Origin of the sequence: Bradyrhizobium sp. JYMT SZCCT0180, from assembly GCF_018130165.1 — a bacterium.
Classification (GTDB): domain Bacteria; phylum Pseudomonadota; class Alphaproteobacteria; order Rhizobiales; family Xanthobacteraceae; genus Bradyrhizobium.
On record NZ_JAFCLZ010000021.1, the window covers coordinates 160,106 to 177,088 of the forward strand.

Annotated in this window: 15 protein-coding genes; 4 read left to right on the forward strand and 11 right to left on the reverse strand. The window is 63.4% G+C overall.

From position 1 onward, the window contains the following. Positions 1-378: 378 nt before the first annotated feature. A complete protein-coding gene (locus tag JQ641_RS28305; protein WP_211999151.1) occupies positions 379-1,563 on the forward strand; it encodes an adenylate/guanylate cyclase domain-containing protein in 1,185 nt (394 codons plus the stop codon). A 19-nt stretch (positions 1,564-1,582) separates the two neighbouring features. Here the strand turns inward: JQ641_RS28305 and clpS are convergent, their stop codons facing one another. Further along, positions 1,583-1,888: an ATP-dependent Clp protease adapter ClpS gene (gene clpS / locus JQ641_RS28310; RefSeq protein ID WP_211999152.1), complete on the reverse strand. Its 306-nt coding sequence runs from the start codon at positions 1,886-1,888 to the stop codon at positions 1,583-1,585. 144 nt (positions 1,889-2,032) lie between these two features. Then, positions 2,033-3,349, reverse strand: a complete 1,317-nt coding sequence (locus JQ641_RS28315) for a tetratricopeptide repeat protein (protein WP_211999153.1) — start codon at positions 3,347-3,349, stop codon at positions 2,033-2,035. A gap of 253 nt (positions 3,350-3,602) precedes the next feature. On the opposite strand from JQ641_RS28315, the gene JQ641_RS28320 reads away from it, so the two are divergent. Then, complete coding sequence (locus JQ641_RS28320) at positions 3,603-4,472, forward strand: DUF1194 domain-containing protein (protein WP_211999154.1); 870 nt, start codon at positions 3,603-3,605, stop codon at positions 4,470-4,472. A gap of 10 nt (positions 4,473-4,482) precedes the next feature. On the opposite strand, the gene JQ641_RS28325 is transcribed toward JQ641_RS28320, so the two are convergent. From JQ641_RS28325 to JQ641_RS28365, 9 genes are all read right to left on the reverse strand, one after another. Then, the gene (locus tag JQ641_RS28325) at positions 4,483-5,733 is read right to left on the reverse strand and encodes a class I SAM-dependent RNA methyltransferase (RefSeq protein WP_211999155.1); all 1,251 of its coding nucleotides are present in this window, start codon (positions 5,731-5,733) and stop codon (positions 4,483-4,485) included. Beyond that, on the reverse strand, positions 5,726-6,481 hold the full coding sequence (locus tag JQ641_RS28330; RefSeq protein ID WP_211999156.1) for a TlyA family RNA methyltransferase: 756 nt from the start codon (positions 6,479-6,481) through the stop codon (positions 5,726-5,728). Before JQ641_RS28330 ends, JQ641_RS28325 begins: the two co-directional genes overlap by 8 nt. A 2-nt stretch (positions 6,482-6,483) precedes the next feature. Continuing rightward, positions 6,484-7,047: a nucleoside 2-deoxyribosyltransferase gene (locus JQ641_RS28335; protein ID WP_211999157.1), complete on the reverse strand. Its 564-nt coding sequence runs from the start codon at positions 7,045-7,047 to the stop codon at positions 6,484-6,486. Between the two features lie 99 nt (positions 7,048-7,146). After that, positions 7,147-9,093: a 1-deoxy-D-xylulose-5-phosphate synthase gene (gene dxs, locus JQ641_RS28340; RefSeq protein ID WP_211999158.1), complete on the reverse strand. Its 1,947-nt coding sequence runs from the start codon at positions 9,091-9,093 to the stop codon at positions 7,147-7,149. Positions 9,094-9,423: 330 nt separating this feature from the next. After that, positions 9,424-10,722, reverse strand: coding sequence for a hypothetical protein (locus JQ641_RS28345; RefSeq protein ID WP_211999159.1), 1,299 nt, complete (start codon positions 10,720-10,722; stop codon positions 9,424-9,426). A gap of 130 nt (positions 10,723-10,852) precedes the next feature. After that, positions 10,853-11,104 (reverse strand): exodeoxyribonuclease VII small subunit, encoded by a 252-nt coding sequence (locus tag JQ641_RS28350; RefSeq protein ID WP_065730974.1) that lies wholly within the window; start codon positions 11,102-11,104, stop codon positions 10,853-10,855. Between the two features lie 77 nt (positions 11,105-11,181). Continuing rightward, positions 11,182-12,108: a histone deacetylase family protein gene (locus JQ641_RS28355; protein ID WP_211999160.1), complete on the reverse strand. Its 927-nt coding sequence runs from the start codon at positions 12,106-12,108 to the stop codon at positions 11,182-11,184. A gap of 105 nt (positions 12,109-12,213) precedes the next feature. Then, complete coding sequence (locus tag JQ641_RS28360; RefSeq protein WP_211999161.1) at positions 12,214-13,878, reverse strand: bifunctional metallophosphatase/5'-nucleotidase; 1,665 nt, start codon at positions 13,876-13,878, stop codon at positions 12,214-12,216. A 236-nt stretch (positions 13,879-14,114) separates the two neighbouring features. After that, positions 14,115-14,876 carry a crotonase/enoyl-CoA hydratase family protein gene (locus tag JQ641_RS28365; protein WP_211999162.1) on the reverse strand — a complete coding sequence of 254 codons (762 nt, stop codon included), beginning with the start codon at positions 14,874-14,876 and terminating at the stop codon, positions 14,115-14,117. A gap of 134 nt (positions 14,877-15,010) precedes the next feature. On the opposite strand from JQ641_RS28365, the gene JQ641_RS28370 reads away from it, so the two are divergent. Both JQ641_RS28370 and JQ641_RS28375 read left to right on the forward strand, forming a co-directional pair. After that, complete coding sequence (locus JQ641_RS28370) at positions 15,011-15,964, forward strand: ring-cleaving dioxygenase (protein ID WP_211999163.1); 954 nt, start codon at positions 15,011-15,013, stop codon at positions 15,962-15,964. Positions 15,965-15,968: 4 nt separating this feature from the next. Then, positions 15,969-16,661: a phytanoyl-CoA dioxygenase family protein gene (locus tag JQ641_RS28375; protein WP_211999164.1), complete on the forward strand. Its 693-nt coding sequence runs from the start codon at positions 15,969-15,971 to the stop codon at positions 16,659-16,661. The last annotated feature ends 322 nt before the right edge of the window (positions 16,662-16,983 follow it).

Consider the following 16,983-nt stretch of genomic DNA (forward strand, 5'->3'; position numbering starts at 1 on the left):
GCACAATCGCACATGAGACCGCGGGTGCAGCGCGCATCCGGCATTCCCTGCGCCCTCTGACTTTCGGGGGCGGAACGAAATTGAAAACCTCGGGCGCAATGCGTCGCGAGAAAGCGAACACATATTCAGTTGTCATCGCCCGGCTTTGACCGGGCGACCCAGTATTCCAGAGACGCTGATGATAGAACCGATTAGCCGCGGCGTACTGGATCCCCGCCTGCGCGGGGATGACAGCGTCGTGTGGGGCCGCACTATCCCCGTCATTGCGAGAGAAGCGGGGCGGGCATTCGCGCGACCCGGTGGCTCGCGGATAGACCCCCGGCGGGTTGTGATATCAGCCTTGACGCGCGCCGAACTTGCGCGACAAATGCCGACGCCATGAACACTTCCGAGCTGCACCAAATCACTAACTGGTTGATCGACGGCGCAAGGTCCGTGGTCAACTCGCCGCGGCTGATGGCTGAGGTCTGCGAGCGGCTGGTGGAGGCCGGACTGCCGCTGTGGCGCGTCGGCTTCTTCGTTCGAACCCTGCATCCCGATATCTTCGGCCGCAACTTCATCTGGCGGCTCGGCGCGGAGGTCGAGTTCGGAACGGTCGATTTCAAGATTCTCGACTCGCCGGATTTTCACAAAAGTCCCCTGATCCATGTGTTTCAGCAGGGGCTGGAGGTTCGCGCCCGTGTCGATGACCCACAGAGCATGCGCTTTCCGATCGTCGAGGACATGCGCGCCGAACGCGTCACGGATTATGTCGCGCTGCCGTTGTTGTTTACGGACGGTGCGGTGCACGCTTCGAGCTGGACCACCAGGCAGCCGGGCGGTTTCACTGATGATCAGTTGGCGGCACTCCGACAAATAACAACGCCGCTGGCGCGGGTGATCGAGATCATCAGTTTGCGCCGTACGGCGTCGAGCCTGCTCGATACTTATGTCGGCAATCGCGCCGGTGAACGGATCCTGGGCGGACAGATTCGCCGTGGTCATACCGAATCGATGAATGCCGCGATCTGGCTGTCCGATCTGCGCGGGTTTACGGCGTTGTCCGACCGCCTGCCGTCCGAGACCGTCGTGGACATCCTCAACCAGTATTTCGACTGCCAGGTTGCGGCGATCCGCTCCCATGGCGGCGAGGTCCTGAAATATATGGGCGACGGATTGCTGGCGGTGTTTCCGATCGACGAATATGTCGGCGACGAGCAGCAGGTTTGTTCGCGCGTGCTCGAAGCCGCCCGTGAGTCCCGGGCCAGCGTCATGGCAATGCGGTATCCGATCGGGGACACCATCGAACGCTTTCGTTTCGGCGTCGCCCTGCATGTCGGGCGGATCCTCTACGGCAATATCGGCGGCGGCAACCGGCTCGACTTCACCTGCATCGGTCCCGCCGTGAATCTGGCGGCGCGGCTGGAAAAGATCGCCAGCCGCCTGCAGCGCACGGTGGTGGCATCGGAAGGATTTGCCGGCATCTGCCGGGGAGGGTGGAGCGATCTCGGCGAGTTTCCGATTGCCGGATTCGCGAAGGCGGAGCGCGTCTTTGGCCTGGTCGACGAAACCTCGCCGGCCTAGCCGCAACCAACCTGTCCCGCTATTCCTCGGGCTCGGTGGTGAACAGCAGCGGATAGCCCTTGGCGCGGCCGGCGTCGGTGGCGCGGGTCGCCTTGGTCTCGGCGACGTCCTTGGTAAAGACGGCGACCACGCACACCCCGCGGCGGTGCGCGGTGATCATGACCTTGTGGGCCTGATCTTCGGTCATGCGGAATTCGGCCTTCAGCACCGTGACGACGAATTCGCGCGGCGTGTAATCGTCATTGACGAGGATAACCTTGTGCAGGCGCGGCCGTTCGGTCTTGGTTTTGACCTTTGTTTTTGGCTTGGCGACGGTATCGATCATTCCTGTGGCGGCTCCGAAGCAGCGAAAGCGTTTTCGAGCGAAGCGGATACCGGTTCGCATAGCAATCAAGTTTACGCAGATTGCGTAGACTTATCTGCGGTAGAAAACGCGTCAATAAATGAGAGCGCTTCGACGGGCGCGCCGTCAGCCGGCGCGGCAATCCGCCAGGCGCTGCGTCATGCTCTGATCGCCGCGGCTGACGGCCGTCTCGATCAGTTTACAGGCTCCGGGCCGGTCGTGAAACTGGGCGTTTTTCGACAGTTTCAGGTCGATCAGCGCGGCCATCGCGCCGGGTTCGTCGAGTTCCGCGGCCTCGGTAGCGTAATAGAGCAGATGCTTGGGATTCCTGATCCGGACCTCGGGATTGCCTGCGAGGATCCGCACCACCTCAAGGCGCGCGTCGAGGTCCCACACGCCGGCCTGGTCGAGCAGGTTTGCAGCCTGCTGGACGTCGCGGGGTATCACCTTGCCTTCGAGATAGAGCCGACCCAGCACGCCCTTGACGCCTGTCGTGTCGGTGCGCGCCGTGAGCAAGGCGAGGGCGCGCTTGGGATCGGCGGGGCCGCCTTCACCGGCGATCAGCATTTCGGCCAGCGGTGGCGGCGCGCCGCCGGGATCGGGCCGCAGCGACTCTTCGAGCAGCGTTCGCGCGCGAACCGGGTCGTCCTTGCGGATGGCGATCGCCAACTCCCGCCTGGCGCCGAACACGCCGGCCGCTGTCATTCGCTCGAGGATGTCGATGCCGCGGGCGCGTTCGTCCGGCCTGTCCGACGTCACCAGCAAGCGGCCGAGCAGCACCTGAAGGTCTGCCTTGCTCGCGTCTTTCGCCGGGTTGGCGACGGCGCGCTCGGCCCAATACCGCGCGGCAACCGGATCGCGTTTCACCGTCGAACCACGGTTGAGCAGGATCGCCAGCATCTGCGTGGAAAAGGGATGTCCGAGTTCGGCAGCCTTGTGCAGCGCCCGATCGGCCTCGGCGCGTGTCACCATCGGCACCTTGTCGAGGTCGCCGCGGTCCCAGGATTTGTGATGCTCATAGAGTTCGTAATAGGCCTCGGCGTTGCCTTGTGCGGCGGCCTCTCGCAGCAGCGCCAGCGCCTCGCCCTTCCTTGCGTAGGGCATCGACCGCGCTACAGCGACCTTGAAATGGGTGTTTTCGGGCTGATTGACGAATGCCAGGGTGCAGCTTTCGCTCCGCAACGTCCAGCGGCGGCGCAGCGCCTCGTCGCTTATGTAGCCCTTGGGATTTTCGGAAAGGCGCAGGCAGAGTTCGCCGGCATTGGCCGAATTCAGCGCTGGTTCCGCTGGCGCAGCCTCGGGCTGCGCCGCGCCCGACAATCTCGGTGGCAGCAACAGCGCCGCCGCGACGGCGAGCGTGGAAAACAGCAGGACCGACGGCACGACCGCGCGCGGCGACATTCGCCGGCGCTGAGTTTCGGGACGTTTGGGGGGTACGACCATGTCCATGCCATCCGCGGCCTGGTCGCCGCACGCCCCTTCTGTCGCGTTGAATGCCGGATTTGTTCAATCGGACATCACCGTATTCCTACGTGCTGTGGCGGATCCTTACGCCATCGCGAATCGAGGCGCGGCAACGCTTGCCTCCAATCGAGGCAGTGGAGAGCTAACCCAAATGTGAAGGACAGATGATATCTGCCCTTTGCGCGGCGCAATTTGCGTGTCACCATTGTCACCAGTCGACGGGAGGGCAGCGATGCGCTGGTATGTCTCGATCGGAGCTGTGCTTGTGGCAGGCGTACTCGCCGGTGGCGATGTCGCGGGGTTCGCCGCGCCGGGCACAAGGAGCCAACTTAGCCATCCACCGAGCCGTCAATTGGCGGACAAGGGAGCCACGCCATCCGTCGACGTCGAACTGGTTCTTGCCGTCGACGTTTCCTATTCGATGGACATGGATGAGCTGGCGATCCAGCGCGAGGGGTACGCCCAGGCCATCGTCTCGAAGGAGTTCCTGCAGGCGCTGAAGACCGGCCCGCACGGCAAGATCGCGGTGACCTATTTCGAGTGGGCGGCTTCCACGGATCAGAAGATCATCATTCCCTGGCGATTGATCGATGGTCCGGAAACGGCGGATGCCGTTGCCAACGAGATCATGAAGACCCCGATCCGCCGGGCGTCGCGCACCTCGATATCGGGTGCGATCAATTTTGCGATGCCGCTGTTCGACGAGAATCCGCATCGCGGCTTGCGGCGCGTGATCGATATTTCCGGCGACGGTCCGAACAACAACGGTGGTCCCGTCGTCGTCGCCCGCGATGCTGCATTGGAAAAGGGAGTCGTCATCAATGGTCTGCCGATCATGGTGAAGGAACCGTCTTATTCCACCATGGATATCGACAATCTGGATGCTTACTATGAGGATTGCGTGATCGGGGGGCCCGGCTCGTTCGTGGTGACCATCAAGGAGCGCGAGAAATTCAAGGAAGCGATCCGGACCAAGCTGTTGCTCGAAATCGCGGGCCGCACGCCGGAGCGTCCGGTGGTGCCGGTTGCCGCCAGGGAGAAGGAGCCGCGGGTCAACTGCCTGATCGGGGAGAAGATCTGGCAGGACCGTTGGGGGCGGTGATCTCTGCTGCTCAACGTTTGCGCGCGAAGCGCGCCACCAGTTCGATATGCGGCGTGTGACGAAACTGGTCGACCGGGGTCACGCCCTCGATCGCATAGCCGCCGTCGATCAGGATTTTGGCATCGCGCGCGAAGCTCGTGACGTTGCAAGACACTGCTACCACTGTCGGGATTTTGCTGGCCGCAAGTTGGGTCACCTGCGCCTGCGCGCCCTGCCGCGGCGGATCGAACACAACTACATCGTAATCGCGCAGCTCCTGCGGCATCAGCGGCCGGCGGAACAGATCGCGCGCCTCGGCCTTGACCGGCTTCAGTCCCGACGTCGATGTGGCGGCCTTCTGCAAGGCCGCCACCGCGCCTGCGTCGCTGTCGAAGGCGGCGATCCGCGATTTGGTGGCGAGGCGAAGCGCGAATGGGCCGACGCCGCAAAACAGGTCGGCGATATGCTTGGCGCGCTTGCAGTGGCCGGCGACCAATGCGGCGAGCGTTTCCTCGCCGGCCACGGTCGCCTGCAGGAACGATCCGGGCGGCAGGGCTACCTGGGCCGCACCGATGCTGACGACCGGCGGCGTTCGCATCAGCACCAGTTCGCCATGGCGCGTCAGCCGCGCCAGTCTGTGCCGCTCGGCGACACCAGACAATTTGGCGATCAGCGCTGTCGCGAGCGCACCGGAGCCCCGCACGTCGACATCGAGGCCGCTACTGGTGGCCGTGATCTGAATGTCGAGCGGCTTTCCAACCGAGATCAGCGGTTCAGCGATCGCCCAGGCAGCCTCAAGCGCGCCGTCCAGATGCGGGTCGAGGATCGGGCAACGGTCGATCGGGATGATGTCGTGCGAGCCGGCCGCCGCAAAACCAACCTTGAGCACTTCATGCGTACCCATCCGCGCGTGCAAGGTGATGCGGCGTCGGCCAAGGCCATGGGCGTCGATCAGGGGCGCGACCTCGCAAGCAATCCCGGCTTGCGCCAGCGTCGCGACCACGATCTCGCGCTTCCAGGCGCGATAGGGCTCGGCGTCCCAATGCTGGATGGCGCAGCCGCCGCAGACGCCGAAATGCGGACAGAAGGGGGCTATGCGCTCCGCGCTGGCGCATTCGACCTTGATCAACCGCCGGCGGTCGGGATGACCCGGCACGTGCTCGACCTCGACCGTTTCGGCGCCGAGTGCGTAGGGCACGTAGACGCTGATGCCGCCGGCCGTGACGACGCCGTCACCGCGATGGCCAACATGGTCGATGACAAGGTGTTCGGCTTCAGCCACGGCGCGCACCGAGGAAGAATTCGATGTTGCCGTCGCCGCCGGTGATCGAGGATGGAAATATCTGGATGTCGGTGCAGCCCTGCGAGGTGGCGAATGCCGCGATGTCGTCGCAAATTTCCTGATGCACCATCGCATTGCGAATGATGCCGCGCTTGGAGTGCTTTCGTGCCGCCTCGAACTGCGGCTTGATCAGCGCCAGCAGATGCATGGGCGAGGCCGCCAGCGACAGCGCCACTGGCAACACCGCCTTCAGCGAGATGAAGCTGACGTCGATCACGACGATGTCGGGTCGCGCGGGCAGGCGCTTGCCTTCGAAGGCGCGGATGTCGGTCGCTTCCATCGAGACGATCCTGGGATGGCCCTGCAGCTGATGATGCAGCTGGCCGTGCCCGACATCGATCGCGAACACGAGGCTGGCGCCGTTCGCGAGCAACACCTCGGTGAAGCCGCCGGTCGATGCGCCGACGTCGAGGCAGACATGGTCCTCGATTTCGATCGGATATTGTTCCAGCGCGCCCGCCAGCTTGACGCCGCCGCGCGAGACATAGGGATGCGCGGGTTGCGCGGCCAGATTCGCGTCGGCGGCGATCAGGTCGGACGCCTTTGCGACCGGTTTGCCGTCGGCCGTTACGCCGCCGGCCTCGATCGCGGCGCGGGCGCGAGCCCGACTTTCGAACAGGCCGCGTTCGACCAGCAGCACGTCCGCGCGCTTGCGGGAAGCAGTCTTGTTGTCTTGCGTGTCAGCCAATTTCAGCTCGATTTGCCTTTGACGTGATCCACCGCCAATTCGACGCAGGCCTCGAACGCGGCGAGGTCGTGCCAGATATCCACGGATGGCTGACGCGGTGTTACCAGCGGGCAACCGTGCAGATCGAGCGCGTGAATCATCATGAGATTATCCGGCCAGCCGAAATGTTCCACGGTAAGCCCCTCCGGATCGACGAGCCGGCGGTCGGCAGATGTCGCCACGTCGCACATTCGCGCGACGCGATCGCGATAGACCGTCGGGTCGTTGCTGTAGGCAAGACAGAACTTGCCGCGACCCGCCGCATAGCCAAGTTCATAGACCGTACCGGCGTCGGCACTGGGGCCCCGAAATGGCGTCAAATTGGCAATAATGGCATCCGCCGCATCCATCATCGCTTCATTGGCCTTGAAGATCGCAAGCGAAGCGTCGCTGGCCGACAGGTCGACGACATTATCGAGCGGATAAAGTCCGGTTAGGCCATGGCGTGCGCAGATTTCAACCTTGCGCCGTCCGATCTCGATCGCGTCCGGCAGGAATACATCGGGGCCTGCCAGATAGATCTTCATGGGATCACCGGTTATTTCAGACGCGTTTTCTTGACGCGAACCGGTTCCCACCCCGGATCAAATCCGGGGCAGGCTTTCGCCCGAAAACGCCATGCAATCTCAGGCGAGCTTGACCGTCTCGGCCTTGTAATCCTTGCCGAGCGCCTCGAACACCTTGGCCACGATGCCCTTGGCGTCGAGGCCGGCATAGGCGTACATCGCGTTCGGCGAGTCATGGTCGATGAACTCGTCGGGCAGGATCATCGCGCGCATCCGCAGGCCGCCGTCGAGCATACCGTTGTCGGACAACGTCTGCATGACGTGCGAGCCGAATCCGCCGATCGAGCCTTCCTCGATCGTGAGCAGCACTTCGTGTTCGCGGGCCAGCTTCAGCACCAGGTCGACGTCCAGCGGCTTCATGAAGCGGGCGTCGGCGATCGTGGTGGAAAGGCCGTGGGCGGCGAGTTCGTCGGCGGCCTTTTCGCATTCGGCCATGCGCGTGCCGAACGACAGCAACGCGATCTTGCTGCCCTGACGGACGATGCGTCCCTTGCCGATTTCGAGGGGAATACCGACTTCGGGCATCTCGACGCCGCGGCCTTCGCCGCGCGGATAGCGCACCGCGCTCGGACGGTCGTTGATCGCGACCTGCGTGGCGACCATGTGAACCAGTTCGGCTTCATCGGAAGCGGCCATGATCACGAAGTTCGGCAGACAGCCCAGATAGGCGCTGTCGAACGAGCCGGCATGGGTGGCGCCGTCGGCGCCAACGAGACCGGCGCGGTCGATCGCGAAACGAACCGGCAGGCTCTGGATCGCCACGTCGTGGACCACCTGGTCGTAGCCGCGCTGCAGGAAGGTCGAGTAGATCGCGCAGAACGGCTTGTAGCCTTCGGTGGCGAGGCCGGCCGCAAACGTCACCGCGTGCTGCTCGGCGATACCGACGTCGAAAGTGCGGTTGGGGAAGGCCTTGTTGAAGATGTCGACGCCGGTGCCCGACGGCATCGCCGCGGTGATAGCGACGATCTTGTCGTCCTTCTCGGCTTCCTTCACGAGGCTCTGGCCGAATACGTTCTGGTAGGCGGGCGCGTTCGGCTTGGCCTTGGCCTGCGCGCCGGTGGCAACGTCGAACTTGACGACGGCGTGATATTTGTCGGCGGAGGCTTCGGCCGGGCCATAGCCCTTGCCCTTCTGCGTTACGACATGAACCAGGATCGGGCCGGTCTCCATGTCGCGGACGTTCTTCAGCACCGGCAGCAGATGGTCGAGGTTGTGACCGTCGATCGGGCCGACATAATAGAAGCCGAGTTCCTCGAACAGCGTGCCGCCGTCCATCATGAAGCCGCGGGAATATTCCTCGACGCGGTTGGCGCGGTTGGCGATGATCTTCGGCAGGCGCTTGTTGATCTGCTTTGCCGCCTCGCGCAGCGTGCGGTAGGTCTTGCCGGAGTAGAGCCGCGACAGATACGCGCTCATCGCTCCAACCGGGGGCGCAATCGACATGTCGTTGTCGTTGAGGATGACGATTAGGCGCGAGTTCATGGCGCCCGCATTGTTCATCGCCTCATAGGCCATGCCGGCAGACATCGAGCCGTCACCGATCACGGCGATGATGTTGTTCTTGCCGCCGGAGAGGTCGCGCGCCACGGCCATGCCGAGGCCGGCTGAAATCGAGGTCGAGGAGTGTGCGGCGCCAAACGGATCGTAGTCGCTCTCGCTGCGCTTGGTGAAGCCGGACAGGCCGCCGGCGGTGCGGAGCGTGCGGATGCGATCACGGCGGCCGGTGAGGATCTTGTGCGGATAGGCCTGGTGGCCGACGTCCCAGATCAGGCGGTCGCGGGGCGTGTCGAAGACGTAATGGATGGCCGTGGTCAGTTCGACGACGCCGAGGCCGGCGCCGAAGTGCCCGCCGGTCACCGAAACCGCGTCGATGGTTTCCTGGCGAAGCTCGTCGGCAACCTGCTGGACCTGCTCGATCTTGAGCTTGCGAAGGTCATCGGGCGTGCGGATGGTATCGAGAAGAGGCGTCTTACTAAATTCGGTCACAGCGATATTCCAATTTTGCATGTCGGAGCGAATGGTCCGACGCGAGATGGGTTGCGCGTTAACCGCGCAGCGAAAATCCAGAGCCCGGGTGCCATCTCGGCAGGCCGATTTCTGATTTGAAAGCCAAGATACACTCCGGATCGAGCCATGTGATCTACATCACGCTGGTCCGTTTAACCCTTCCCGGTCAGTTTCTTCAGCCATTTGAAGAACTTACTTCCGTCAGAAATGACCGGCAGACCCGCTCTCCACAGCCCATAGAATTGCATCCTTTACACCAAAGCGGCGGCCAAAGCCAACCCGGTGCTAGGTCAAGGTTCCCGGCCGTTCGGTTCAAAAACCTCGATTTTTTTAACCGCTCCGGCGGGCGGAAGGTTCCATGCCGCCTAAATCGTCGGCATCCGGCGCGCCGGTCCTGGCGGTTTCGATCCGTTTCCAGGCCCATTCGCGCGCGGCCGGGTCGCCGGTTGCGACCGCCAGCGCGGCGTCCGGAAGGGCCATGCGCGCGCTCAGGGGGATCGGTCCGCAGACGATCATGAAGAAATCGTAGGCGTCGGGCTGCTCGTTGGCCATCACGAACTGGAAATGGACCCGGAAGAACTGCCAGCGGAAGGTCTCGTAATTGTCGGCCCGGACGATGTCGCGGAAACGCACCGCCACGATGGTGGGATTTCGCCGGGCATTCCCGACCTCGATGCCGTGGCTCTTGATCGGATCGAACTGGTAGAAGTTCATCACGTCCTTGCGGGCCTGGCAGTCGATCCAGTCGATCGACGGCTCGACGGCGAGCTGGCGCAGATGCTCACGGAAATCCTTCGCCGCCGCGTGGAAGCCGATGATCGGTAAATTGCCGCCGATCGTCAGCAGCACGATGCGCGGACCGTGACGCCCCAGTGCGGGATCGAGCTTAAGCGCGCGCGCCAGCATTTCGGTGCCCAGGAATGATCCGGAACTGTGGCCGACAACGAGGATCTCTTCGGCGTCACTCGAATGCGCCACATTGACGAGGTGCTGCGCGAAGCGGTCGAGGCGCTGGTCCCAGTCGGGGCGGGCGCGGTGCGCAAAGTCCCAGGTCCAGATCCAGTCGGACAGCAGATAGAGCACGTAAGTGCTGTTCTCGGTGTATTTCAGCAGGGTGCCGAGCAGTGCGACGAATATCGCGACCGAAGCGGCAATGCTGAAGGGCGCCGGGATGCCCAGCGCATCGAGGCCCTTCATGAACACGAAGGCGATGCCGGCCGAGCCCAGGGCTTCCAGCAACAGCACGAAATGCGGGTAGGTGATGAAGGCGGCGAAACGCCAGTTCGCACGTGTGAAGCGCGCGAGCGTGCCGTTGAACACCAGCCGCCAGTAGATCCAGACCGCGTTGAGAACCGTGCGCCAGATCGGCGAGGCGAGGTCGCGCTGGATGAAGTCCTCGAAGCGCAGGAAGTCGTAGCTGGTACGGGTCTGCCAGTCGTCCGCCTTGGTCTCGATGGTCCAGGACGCCATCTCGTCGTCGGCAGCAACCTTGGGCCGGCTGATGGTGGCGGAAAGCTGGTACAGCCGGCCGAATTTCCGCAGTTCGGTACGGAACATGCGGTAGTATTGCGCCAATCCGCGCGGATCGTACCCCTGTATATAGATGATATGGCGGTGCTGAACGCGCACGAACTGTCCCCGGGTGCTGGCCGGACTATATCAGGCCGTCTTGCGCGCCAAGAACGAATTCGGCGGCTAATTCGGTCGCTATTTCAGCCCTTGCGGGGTGGCGGGCGTCACATTCGCCTAATGTTCCCGATTATTGAACATCGAGCGGCTCGGTGCCCGTCACCTGTCCGCTGGCGTCGGTGGTGATCTTGTCGACGCGGGCCTCGGCCTGTCGCAGTAGTTCCTCGCAACGCCGCTTCAGGGCCTCGCCGCGCTCGTAGATCGCAACCGATTCCTCAAGCGGCACCTTGCCGTCCTCGAGCCGCTTGACGATCGATTCAAGTTCCTCGATCGCGCGCTCGAAGCTCAGCTTTTTGACGTCCACTTGGGTGTTTTCGGCCATAAATTGCGTTCCCAGTTGCGCCCCAAATCGTGAGCGCAGAATCAAGCGAAGTTTTGCGGGCGTATTGTGGCGGGGATTTAAGCGCCCATCAATGCGGTGACGTGGGCCGCCACCGACTCTTTCAGCCCCTGCAGGTCGTAGCCGCCTTCCAGCACCGAGACCACCCGGCCACCGGCGCTTGCATCCGCGACATCCATCAGCTTGCGCGTCACCCAGCCGAAATCCTCCGCCTTCACGTTGAGCGAGGCCAGGGGATCGCGGAAATGCGCGTCGAAGCCGGCCGAGATGATGATGAGTTCGGGGCTGAATTTCTGCAGCTGCGGCAGGATCAGGTTTTCGAACGCCATGCGGAACTTGACGCTGCCGTCCTCCGACGCCAGCGGCGCGTTGACGATGGTGTCGTGCTCGCCGCGCTCGCCGGAGGCGCCGGTGCCGGGAAACAGCGGCATCTGGTGCGTCGAGCAATACATCACGGTCGGATCCGACCAGAAAATATCCTGCGTGCCGTTGCCGTGATGGACGTCGAAATCGACCACCGCCGCGCGCGCGATACCGTATTTGCGCTGGGCATGGCGGGCGGCGATCGCGGCATTGTCGAAGAAGCAGAAGCCCATCGGCTTGCTCACTTCGGCATGGTGCCCGGGCGGGCGGACCGCGACGAACGCGTTGTGATGCGCGCCGGACATGACCGCGTCGGTCGCGGCCACCGCGCCGCCGACGCCGCGCATCACGGCTTCCCAGGTGCCCGGCGACATCGAGGTGTCGCCGTCGATGTAAATGAGACCGCTGGTGGGCGCGATGTGGCGGAGTTCGCCGACATAGTGCTCGCCATGGCACAGCGTCACGGAATCGAGACTGCCTTCCGGCGCTTCGCCGCGCACCAGCGGCTTGAAGCGATCCTCGCCGAGCACCTCGGCGACGGCGCGCAGCCGGTCAGGACGCTCGGGATGTCCCGGCGGCGTCAGATGGTCGAGACAGGCGGAATGCGTCAGTAACAGCGTCATGCGAAATCCTGGCGTGCGGGCGGGCCACGAACGCACAATCTAGGCGCTCAGCGGCCGCTCGGAAAGGGCCATGGCTCCTCCCCATGAGGGGCGGCGGACTGCACCTCAGTTGATTCGGGCGATGCGATTGACGGCGCCGGGGGCGACCGGACTGTTGGCCAGGAAATAGCTGTTCAACGCGTCGATGTCATAGACGCCGATTCGCGGGGCGGTTCCTTGCGTCAGGACCGTAAAGCCGTCGCCGCCGACGGCGAGGAAATTGTTGACGGTCACGCGATAGCTCCCGGCGGGATCGATCGGCGCGCCGTTCAGCGTCATTCGCTCAGGGAGAATGCGCTCGCCGTCCGGCTTGCTGTTGTCCCAGGAATAGCTGAAGCCCTTCGAGACCTGCAGGATCCGCGGTCGTTTCGGATCGAACCATTGCTGCTCCAGCATGTCCTTGATCTGCTTTCCGGTCAGCGTCAGCGTCACCAGTTGGTTGCGGAACGGCTGGCTCGCGAACAGGTCGGAATAGGTCACCGCGCCATCTTCCTTGCGCGTGATGTCGATGCGCACGCCGCCCGGATTGGTGAACGCCATCACCGCGCCGCCGTTCGCAGGCGCACTGGTCGCGGCCAGTTGCGCATCGGCGATGACGTCGCCGAGCGGGCTCTCGCCGGCATTGTTGGGCACGCGCGACAGCGTTTCCGTGATCGAGCCGGCCGGACGGTTGGCGATCGGAGCTGCTACCCGGTCATAGGCTTCGATCAGCGCGGTCTGCTCGGGATTCTTCGCGTAGGCCTCGGTGCGGACGATGGTGTTGTTGGCTTTGGCGCTGACGATGTCGCGGCTCTTGGGATCGAGCTTGACGTCGATCGCGGTGACGATGGTGCCGTATTTGTCGCCTGACGTGACCAGCCTGCCGTCGATCTCGCAGACATAGGCCTGATGGGTGTGGCCGGAGACGACGATGTCGACCGCCTTGTCGAACTTCCTGACGATGTCGACGATCGGGCCTGATATCCCCGGGCACTCATTGTAGTCGCCGGTCGGCAGGCCGCCTTCATGGATCAGCACCACGATGGCCTCGATGCCGCGCGCCTTCAGTTCGGGGATCAGCGCATTCACCGTCTCGGCCTCGTCGCGGAATTCGAGGCCGGCGGCGCTCTCCGGCGAGATGACGTTGGGCGTGCCCTTCAGGGTGAGGCCGATGAAGGCGACCGGAACGCCCTCGAAGGTCTTGATCTCATAGGCGGGAAGCACGGTCTTGCCGGTCGCCTTCTCGAACGTGCTGGCGGCGAGATAGCGGAATTTCGCGCCGAGGAAGGGATGCGGCCCCTGGCACTTGTCGACGGGATGGCAGCCGCCATTCTGCATGCGCAGCAGTTCGGCCTTGCCCTCGTCGAACTCGTGATTGCCGACCGAGGAAATATCCAGCCCCATCATCGACAGCGCCTCGATGGTGGGCTCGTCATGGAACATCGCCGACAGGAACAGGCTCGCGCCGATCAGATCGCCGGCCGCGACGAAAATCGAGTTCTTGTGGCCGTCGCGAAGTTCCTTGACCAATGTTGCCATGTGTTCGGCGCCGCCGGCGGCGACGAAGGTCTTTTTCGATTTGTCCTCGGGGTCGGCGATCCGGATCCCGAGTTGCGGCGGGCGGAGATAGCCGTGAAAATCATTGATCGCGAGAATGCGCAGATCGATGGGGGCGGGGGTTTGGGCGCGGGCCGGTGAAGCGACGCCGAGCGCGGCAGACAGAGCGAGGGCGCCGAAGATAGACGGTAGCATTTGATTGAATTGGTGTGGCCGCGAACTCAATTCACCTCTCCCGCTTGCGGGGGAGGTCGGCGCGCAAGCGCCGGGTGGGGGCTCTCTCCCAACGAAGAGTGCGACTCGTGGCAACACCCCCACCCCAGCCCTCCCCCGCAAGCGGGAGAGGGAGCGCAGCGTCATCGTGGATATAACTCGATCTAATCTCATCACACTTTAATACTGAGCTGGTGTCACGCTTTTGCGAACACCAACTACCCCTTCTTGCGTTCGAAGAACGCCTTGAACGCCGATATCGCTTCCCTGGAGCGCATCCGTTCGCCGAACAGATGGCGTTCCTGGTCGATCCGGCGGGTCATGTCTTCCGGCGACAGTTTTAGCAGTTTGCGCGAAATCGCCACCGCTTCGGCCGGCAGCGCGCAGATCTCGCGCGCCACCTTGCGCGCTTCGGCCTCGGTATGTCCGGGCGCCACCACTGCGTTGACGAAGCCGGCGGCGTGCGCGTCGTCGGCGGTGAATTTGCGTCCCATCACCAGCATCGCGAACGCGCGATGGTGTCCCATGGCGCGCGGCATCAAGAGGCTGGAGGCGCCTTCCGGCACCAGGCCCAGATTGATGAACGGCGTGGAGAACGTCGCGGTCTTGCTGGCCAGCACGTGGTCGCAATGGAACAGCATGGTGGTGCCGATGCCGATGGCAATGCCGTCGACGGCGGCGATCAGCGGCTTGGCGTTGTGCGCCAGCGAATAGAGGAATTTTGCAGCGTTGGAGGCGCGGGGCACATCGGGATTGGAGGTGCCGTCCTTGAGGAAATCCTCCAGATCATTGCCGGCGGTGAACACGCCGGAGCCGCCGGTGATGATGATGCAGCGGATGGCCGGATTGTCCTGCGCCTTGTCGATCGCATCGCTCATCTCGCGATACATGTCCTGGGTGATCGCGTTCTTCTTCTCCGGCCGCCGCATCGTGATCACGCGCGTCGCGTCTTCGTCAGACACAATGAGGTGTTCGGTCATGGAAATTGTCCCTGAACAGGCCGGCGACAGAGCCGCTGGCGAATGATCACACGATATCCTACATGATCATATCCTACATGATCCCGAAGACCCAAATCGCCGCGCTTGTTTTTCCTCGCGATAAGGATGATGCCATGCAGCTTACCGGAATTCACCATTTGACCGCGATTTCGGCGAAGCCGCGCGAGAATCTGGCCTTCTACACCGGCCTGCTCGGCATGCGGCTGGTCAAGAAGACGGTCAATCAGGACGACGTCAGCGCCTACCATCTGTTCTATGCCGACGGCAAAGCCAATCCCGGCACGGACCTTACCTTCTTCGATTTTCCGGCGGCGCCGGAGCGGCGCGGCACCAATTCGATCTCGCGCACGGGCTTGCGGGTCGCCGGCGAAAAGACGCTCGGGTTCTGGCGCGACCGCCTGAAGGCGGCCGGCGGCGTGACCGGGGAGGTGATCGAAGTAGACGGCCGGCTGACACTGCCGTTCGAAGACGGCGAAGGACAGCGCCTGGTATTGATCGACGACGGCGGGGCTGGCGCTTCCTCGCCCTGGGAGCGCAGTACGGTTCCGGCCGAGCATCAGATCCGCGGTCTCGGCCCGATCGTGCTCACCGTGCACGATCTGCCCCGCACCGCGTTCGTGCTGACCGATGTCATGAACATGCGCCGCGTCCGCGACTATGCCGCGCACGGCGCCCGGATTCACGTTTTCGCGATGGGCGAGGCAAAAGACGTGAACAATCCTGCCACTGAGCTGCATGTGCTCGAGGACAAGGCTTCGCCGATGGCGGGGCAGGGCGCGGGCGGCGTGCATCATGTCGCGTTCCGCACGCCTGATGAGGCGCAGTATCACGCCTGGACGCAGCGGCTGAACGAGTTGCGCGTTCGTAACAGCGGCGAGGTCGATCGGTTTTATTTTCGCAGCCTTTATTTTCGCGAGCCCAACGGCATCCTGTTCGAAATCGCAACTGACGGTCCCGGCTTTGCGACCGACGAGCCGATGGAAACGCTCGGCGAGAAACTGGCGCTGCCGCCGTTCCTCGAACCGCGCCGCGCGGCGATCGAAGCGGGGCTGAAGCCGATCGGATGAATGCATGACCATCGCTCTTTCTGCGATTGAAGCGGCGACATTCGCCGAGATCGGCGCGCTACGCATGCAGGCCGCCCTTGGCGCAGCGGAGTTGCAAAACCTCGAAGAAGCAGTCGTCCATTTGCCCCCGGATCAGGCTGGCATCCGGCTTCACGGCAATGCTGGCATAAGGCGATTTCTTGCGCCGTCGGGAGCGGTCTGGAAGGTCGCTGCCGCAGTCCTCGGCGAAACCTGCCATCCCGTCAGGGCCATCCTTTTCGACAAGACGGTTTCGACCAACTGGGCGCTTGCCTGGCATCAGGATCGAACGATCGCCGTCGCTGGACGCGTCGAGGTCGCGGGCTTTGGTCCCTGGACCGTCAAGAGCGGACTGCTTCACGTCGCGCCGCCATTTGACCTGTTGGCGGGCATGGTGACGCTGCGCGTCCATCTCGACCCTGTACCGGCGACCAACGCCCCACTTCTGATCGCACCTGGATCGCACCGGCTGGGTCTGATCGGCGAACAAGACGTCAAGGGCGTGGTTGAGAAATGCGGGACCGCTGTCTGCCTGGCCGAGGCCGGCGATATCTGGCTCTATGCCACGCCGATTCTGCACAGCTCGGAAGCGGCCAGCGATCCGGTTCATCGAAGAGTCCTGCAAGTTGATTTTGCCGTCGGCGATCTTCCGGGCGGCCTGAGGTGGCTCGGGGTGTGAAGAGCGCGCAGCCAGCTTCTTGCTCGGTGTCGTCCCGGCCTTGAGCCGGGACCCATACTCCGCGGCGGCTGTTGTTTCAAAAGGCCACTAACGCCGGCGATCTTACCGATGGGCCGCGGCGTATGGGTCCCGGGTCAAGCCCGGGACGACGGCGGAGTTTGTAGTTGCACCGTGCATTAAGCGCACTTTCTCCTTCTCGCGGCGCATTGCGCCCGAGGTTTTCAATTTCGTTTCGCCCTCTCCAATCAGAGGGCGCAGGGAATGCCGGATGCGCGCTGCACCCGCGGTCTCATGTGCGATTGTGCATAAGAATGCTGCACAT

Coding starts and splice junctions, on each gene's coding strand:
- dxs (WP_211999158.1), bottom strand. CDS start 9,093: ATGCAAAATTGGAATATCGCTGTGACCGAATTTAGTAAGACGCCTCTT.
- JQ641_RS28360 (WP_211999161.1), bottom strand. CDS start 13,878: ATGCTACCGTCTATCTTCGGCGCCCTCGCTCTGTCTGCCGCGCTCGGC.
- JQ641_RS28365 (WP_211999162.1), bottom strand. CDS start 14,876: ATGACCGAACACCTCATTGTGTCTGACGAAGACGCGACGCGCGTGATC.
- JQ641_RS28370 (WP_211999163.1), top strand. CDS start 15,011: ATGCAGCTTACCGGAATTCACCATTTGACCGCGATTTCGGCGAAGCCG.
- JQ641_RS28320 (WP_211999154.1), top strand. CDS start 3,603: ATGCGCTGGTATGTCTCGATCGGAGCTGTGCTTGTGGCAGGCGTACTC.
- clpS (WP_211999152.1), bottom strand. CDS start 1,888: ATGATCGATACCGTCGCCAAGCCAAAAACAAAGGTCAAAACCAAGACC.
- JQ641_RS28350 (WP_065730974.1), bottom strand. CDS start 11,104: ATGGCCGAAAACACCCAAGTGGACGTCAAAAAGCTGAGCTTCGAGCGC.
- JQ641_RS28335 (WP_211999157.1), bottom strand. CDS start 7,047: ATGAAGATCTATCTGGCAGGCCCCGATGTATTCCTGCCGGACGCGATC.
- JQ641_RS28375 (WP_211999164.1), top strand. CDS start 15,969: ATGACCATCGCTCTTTCTGCGATTGAAGCGGCGACATTCGCCGAGATC.
- JQ641_RS28355 (WP_211999160.1), bottom strand. CDS start 12,108: ATGACGCTGTTACTGACGCATTCCGCCTGTCTCGACCATCTGACGCCG.
- JQ641_RS28305 (WP_211999151.1), top strand. CDS start 379: ATGAACACTTCCGAGCTGCACCAAATCACTAACTGGTTGATCGACGGC.
- JQ641_RS28315 (WP_211999153.1), bottom strand. CDS start 3,349: ATGGTCGTACCCCCCAAACGTCCCGAAACTCAGCGCCGGCGAATGTCG.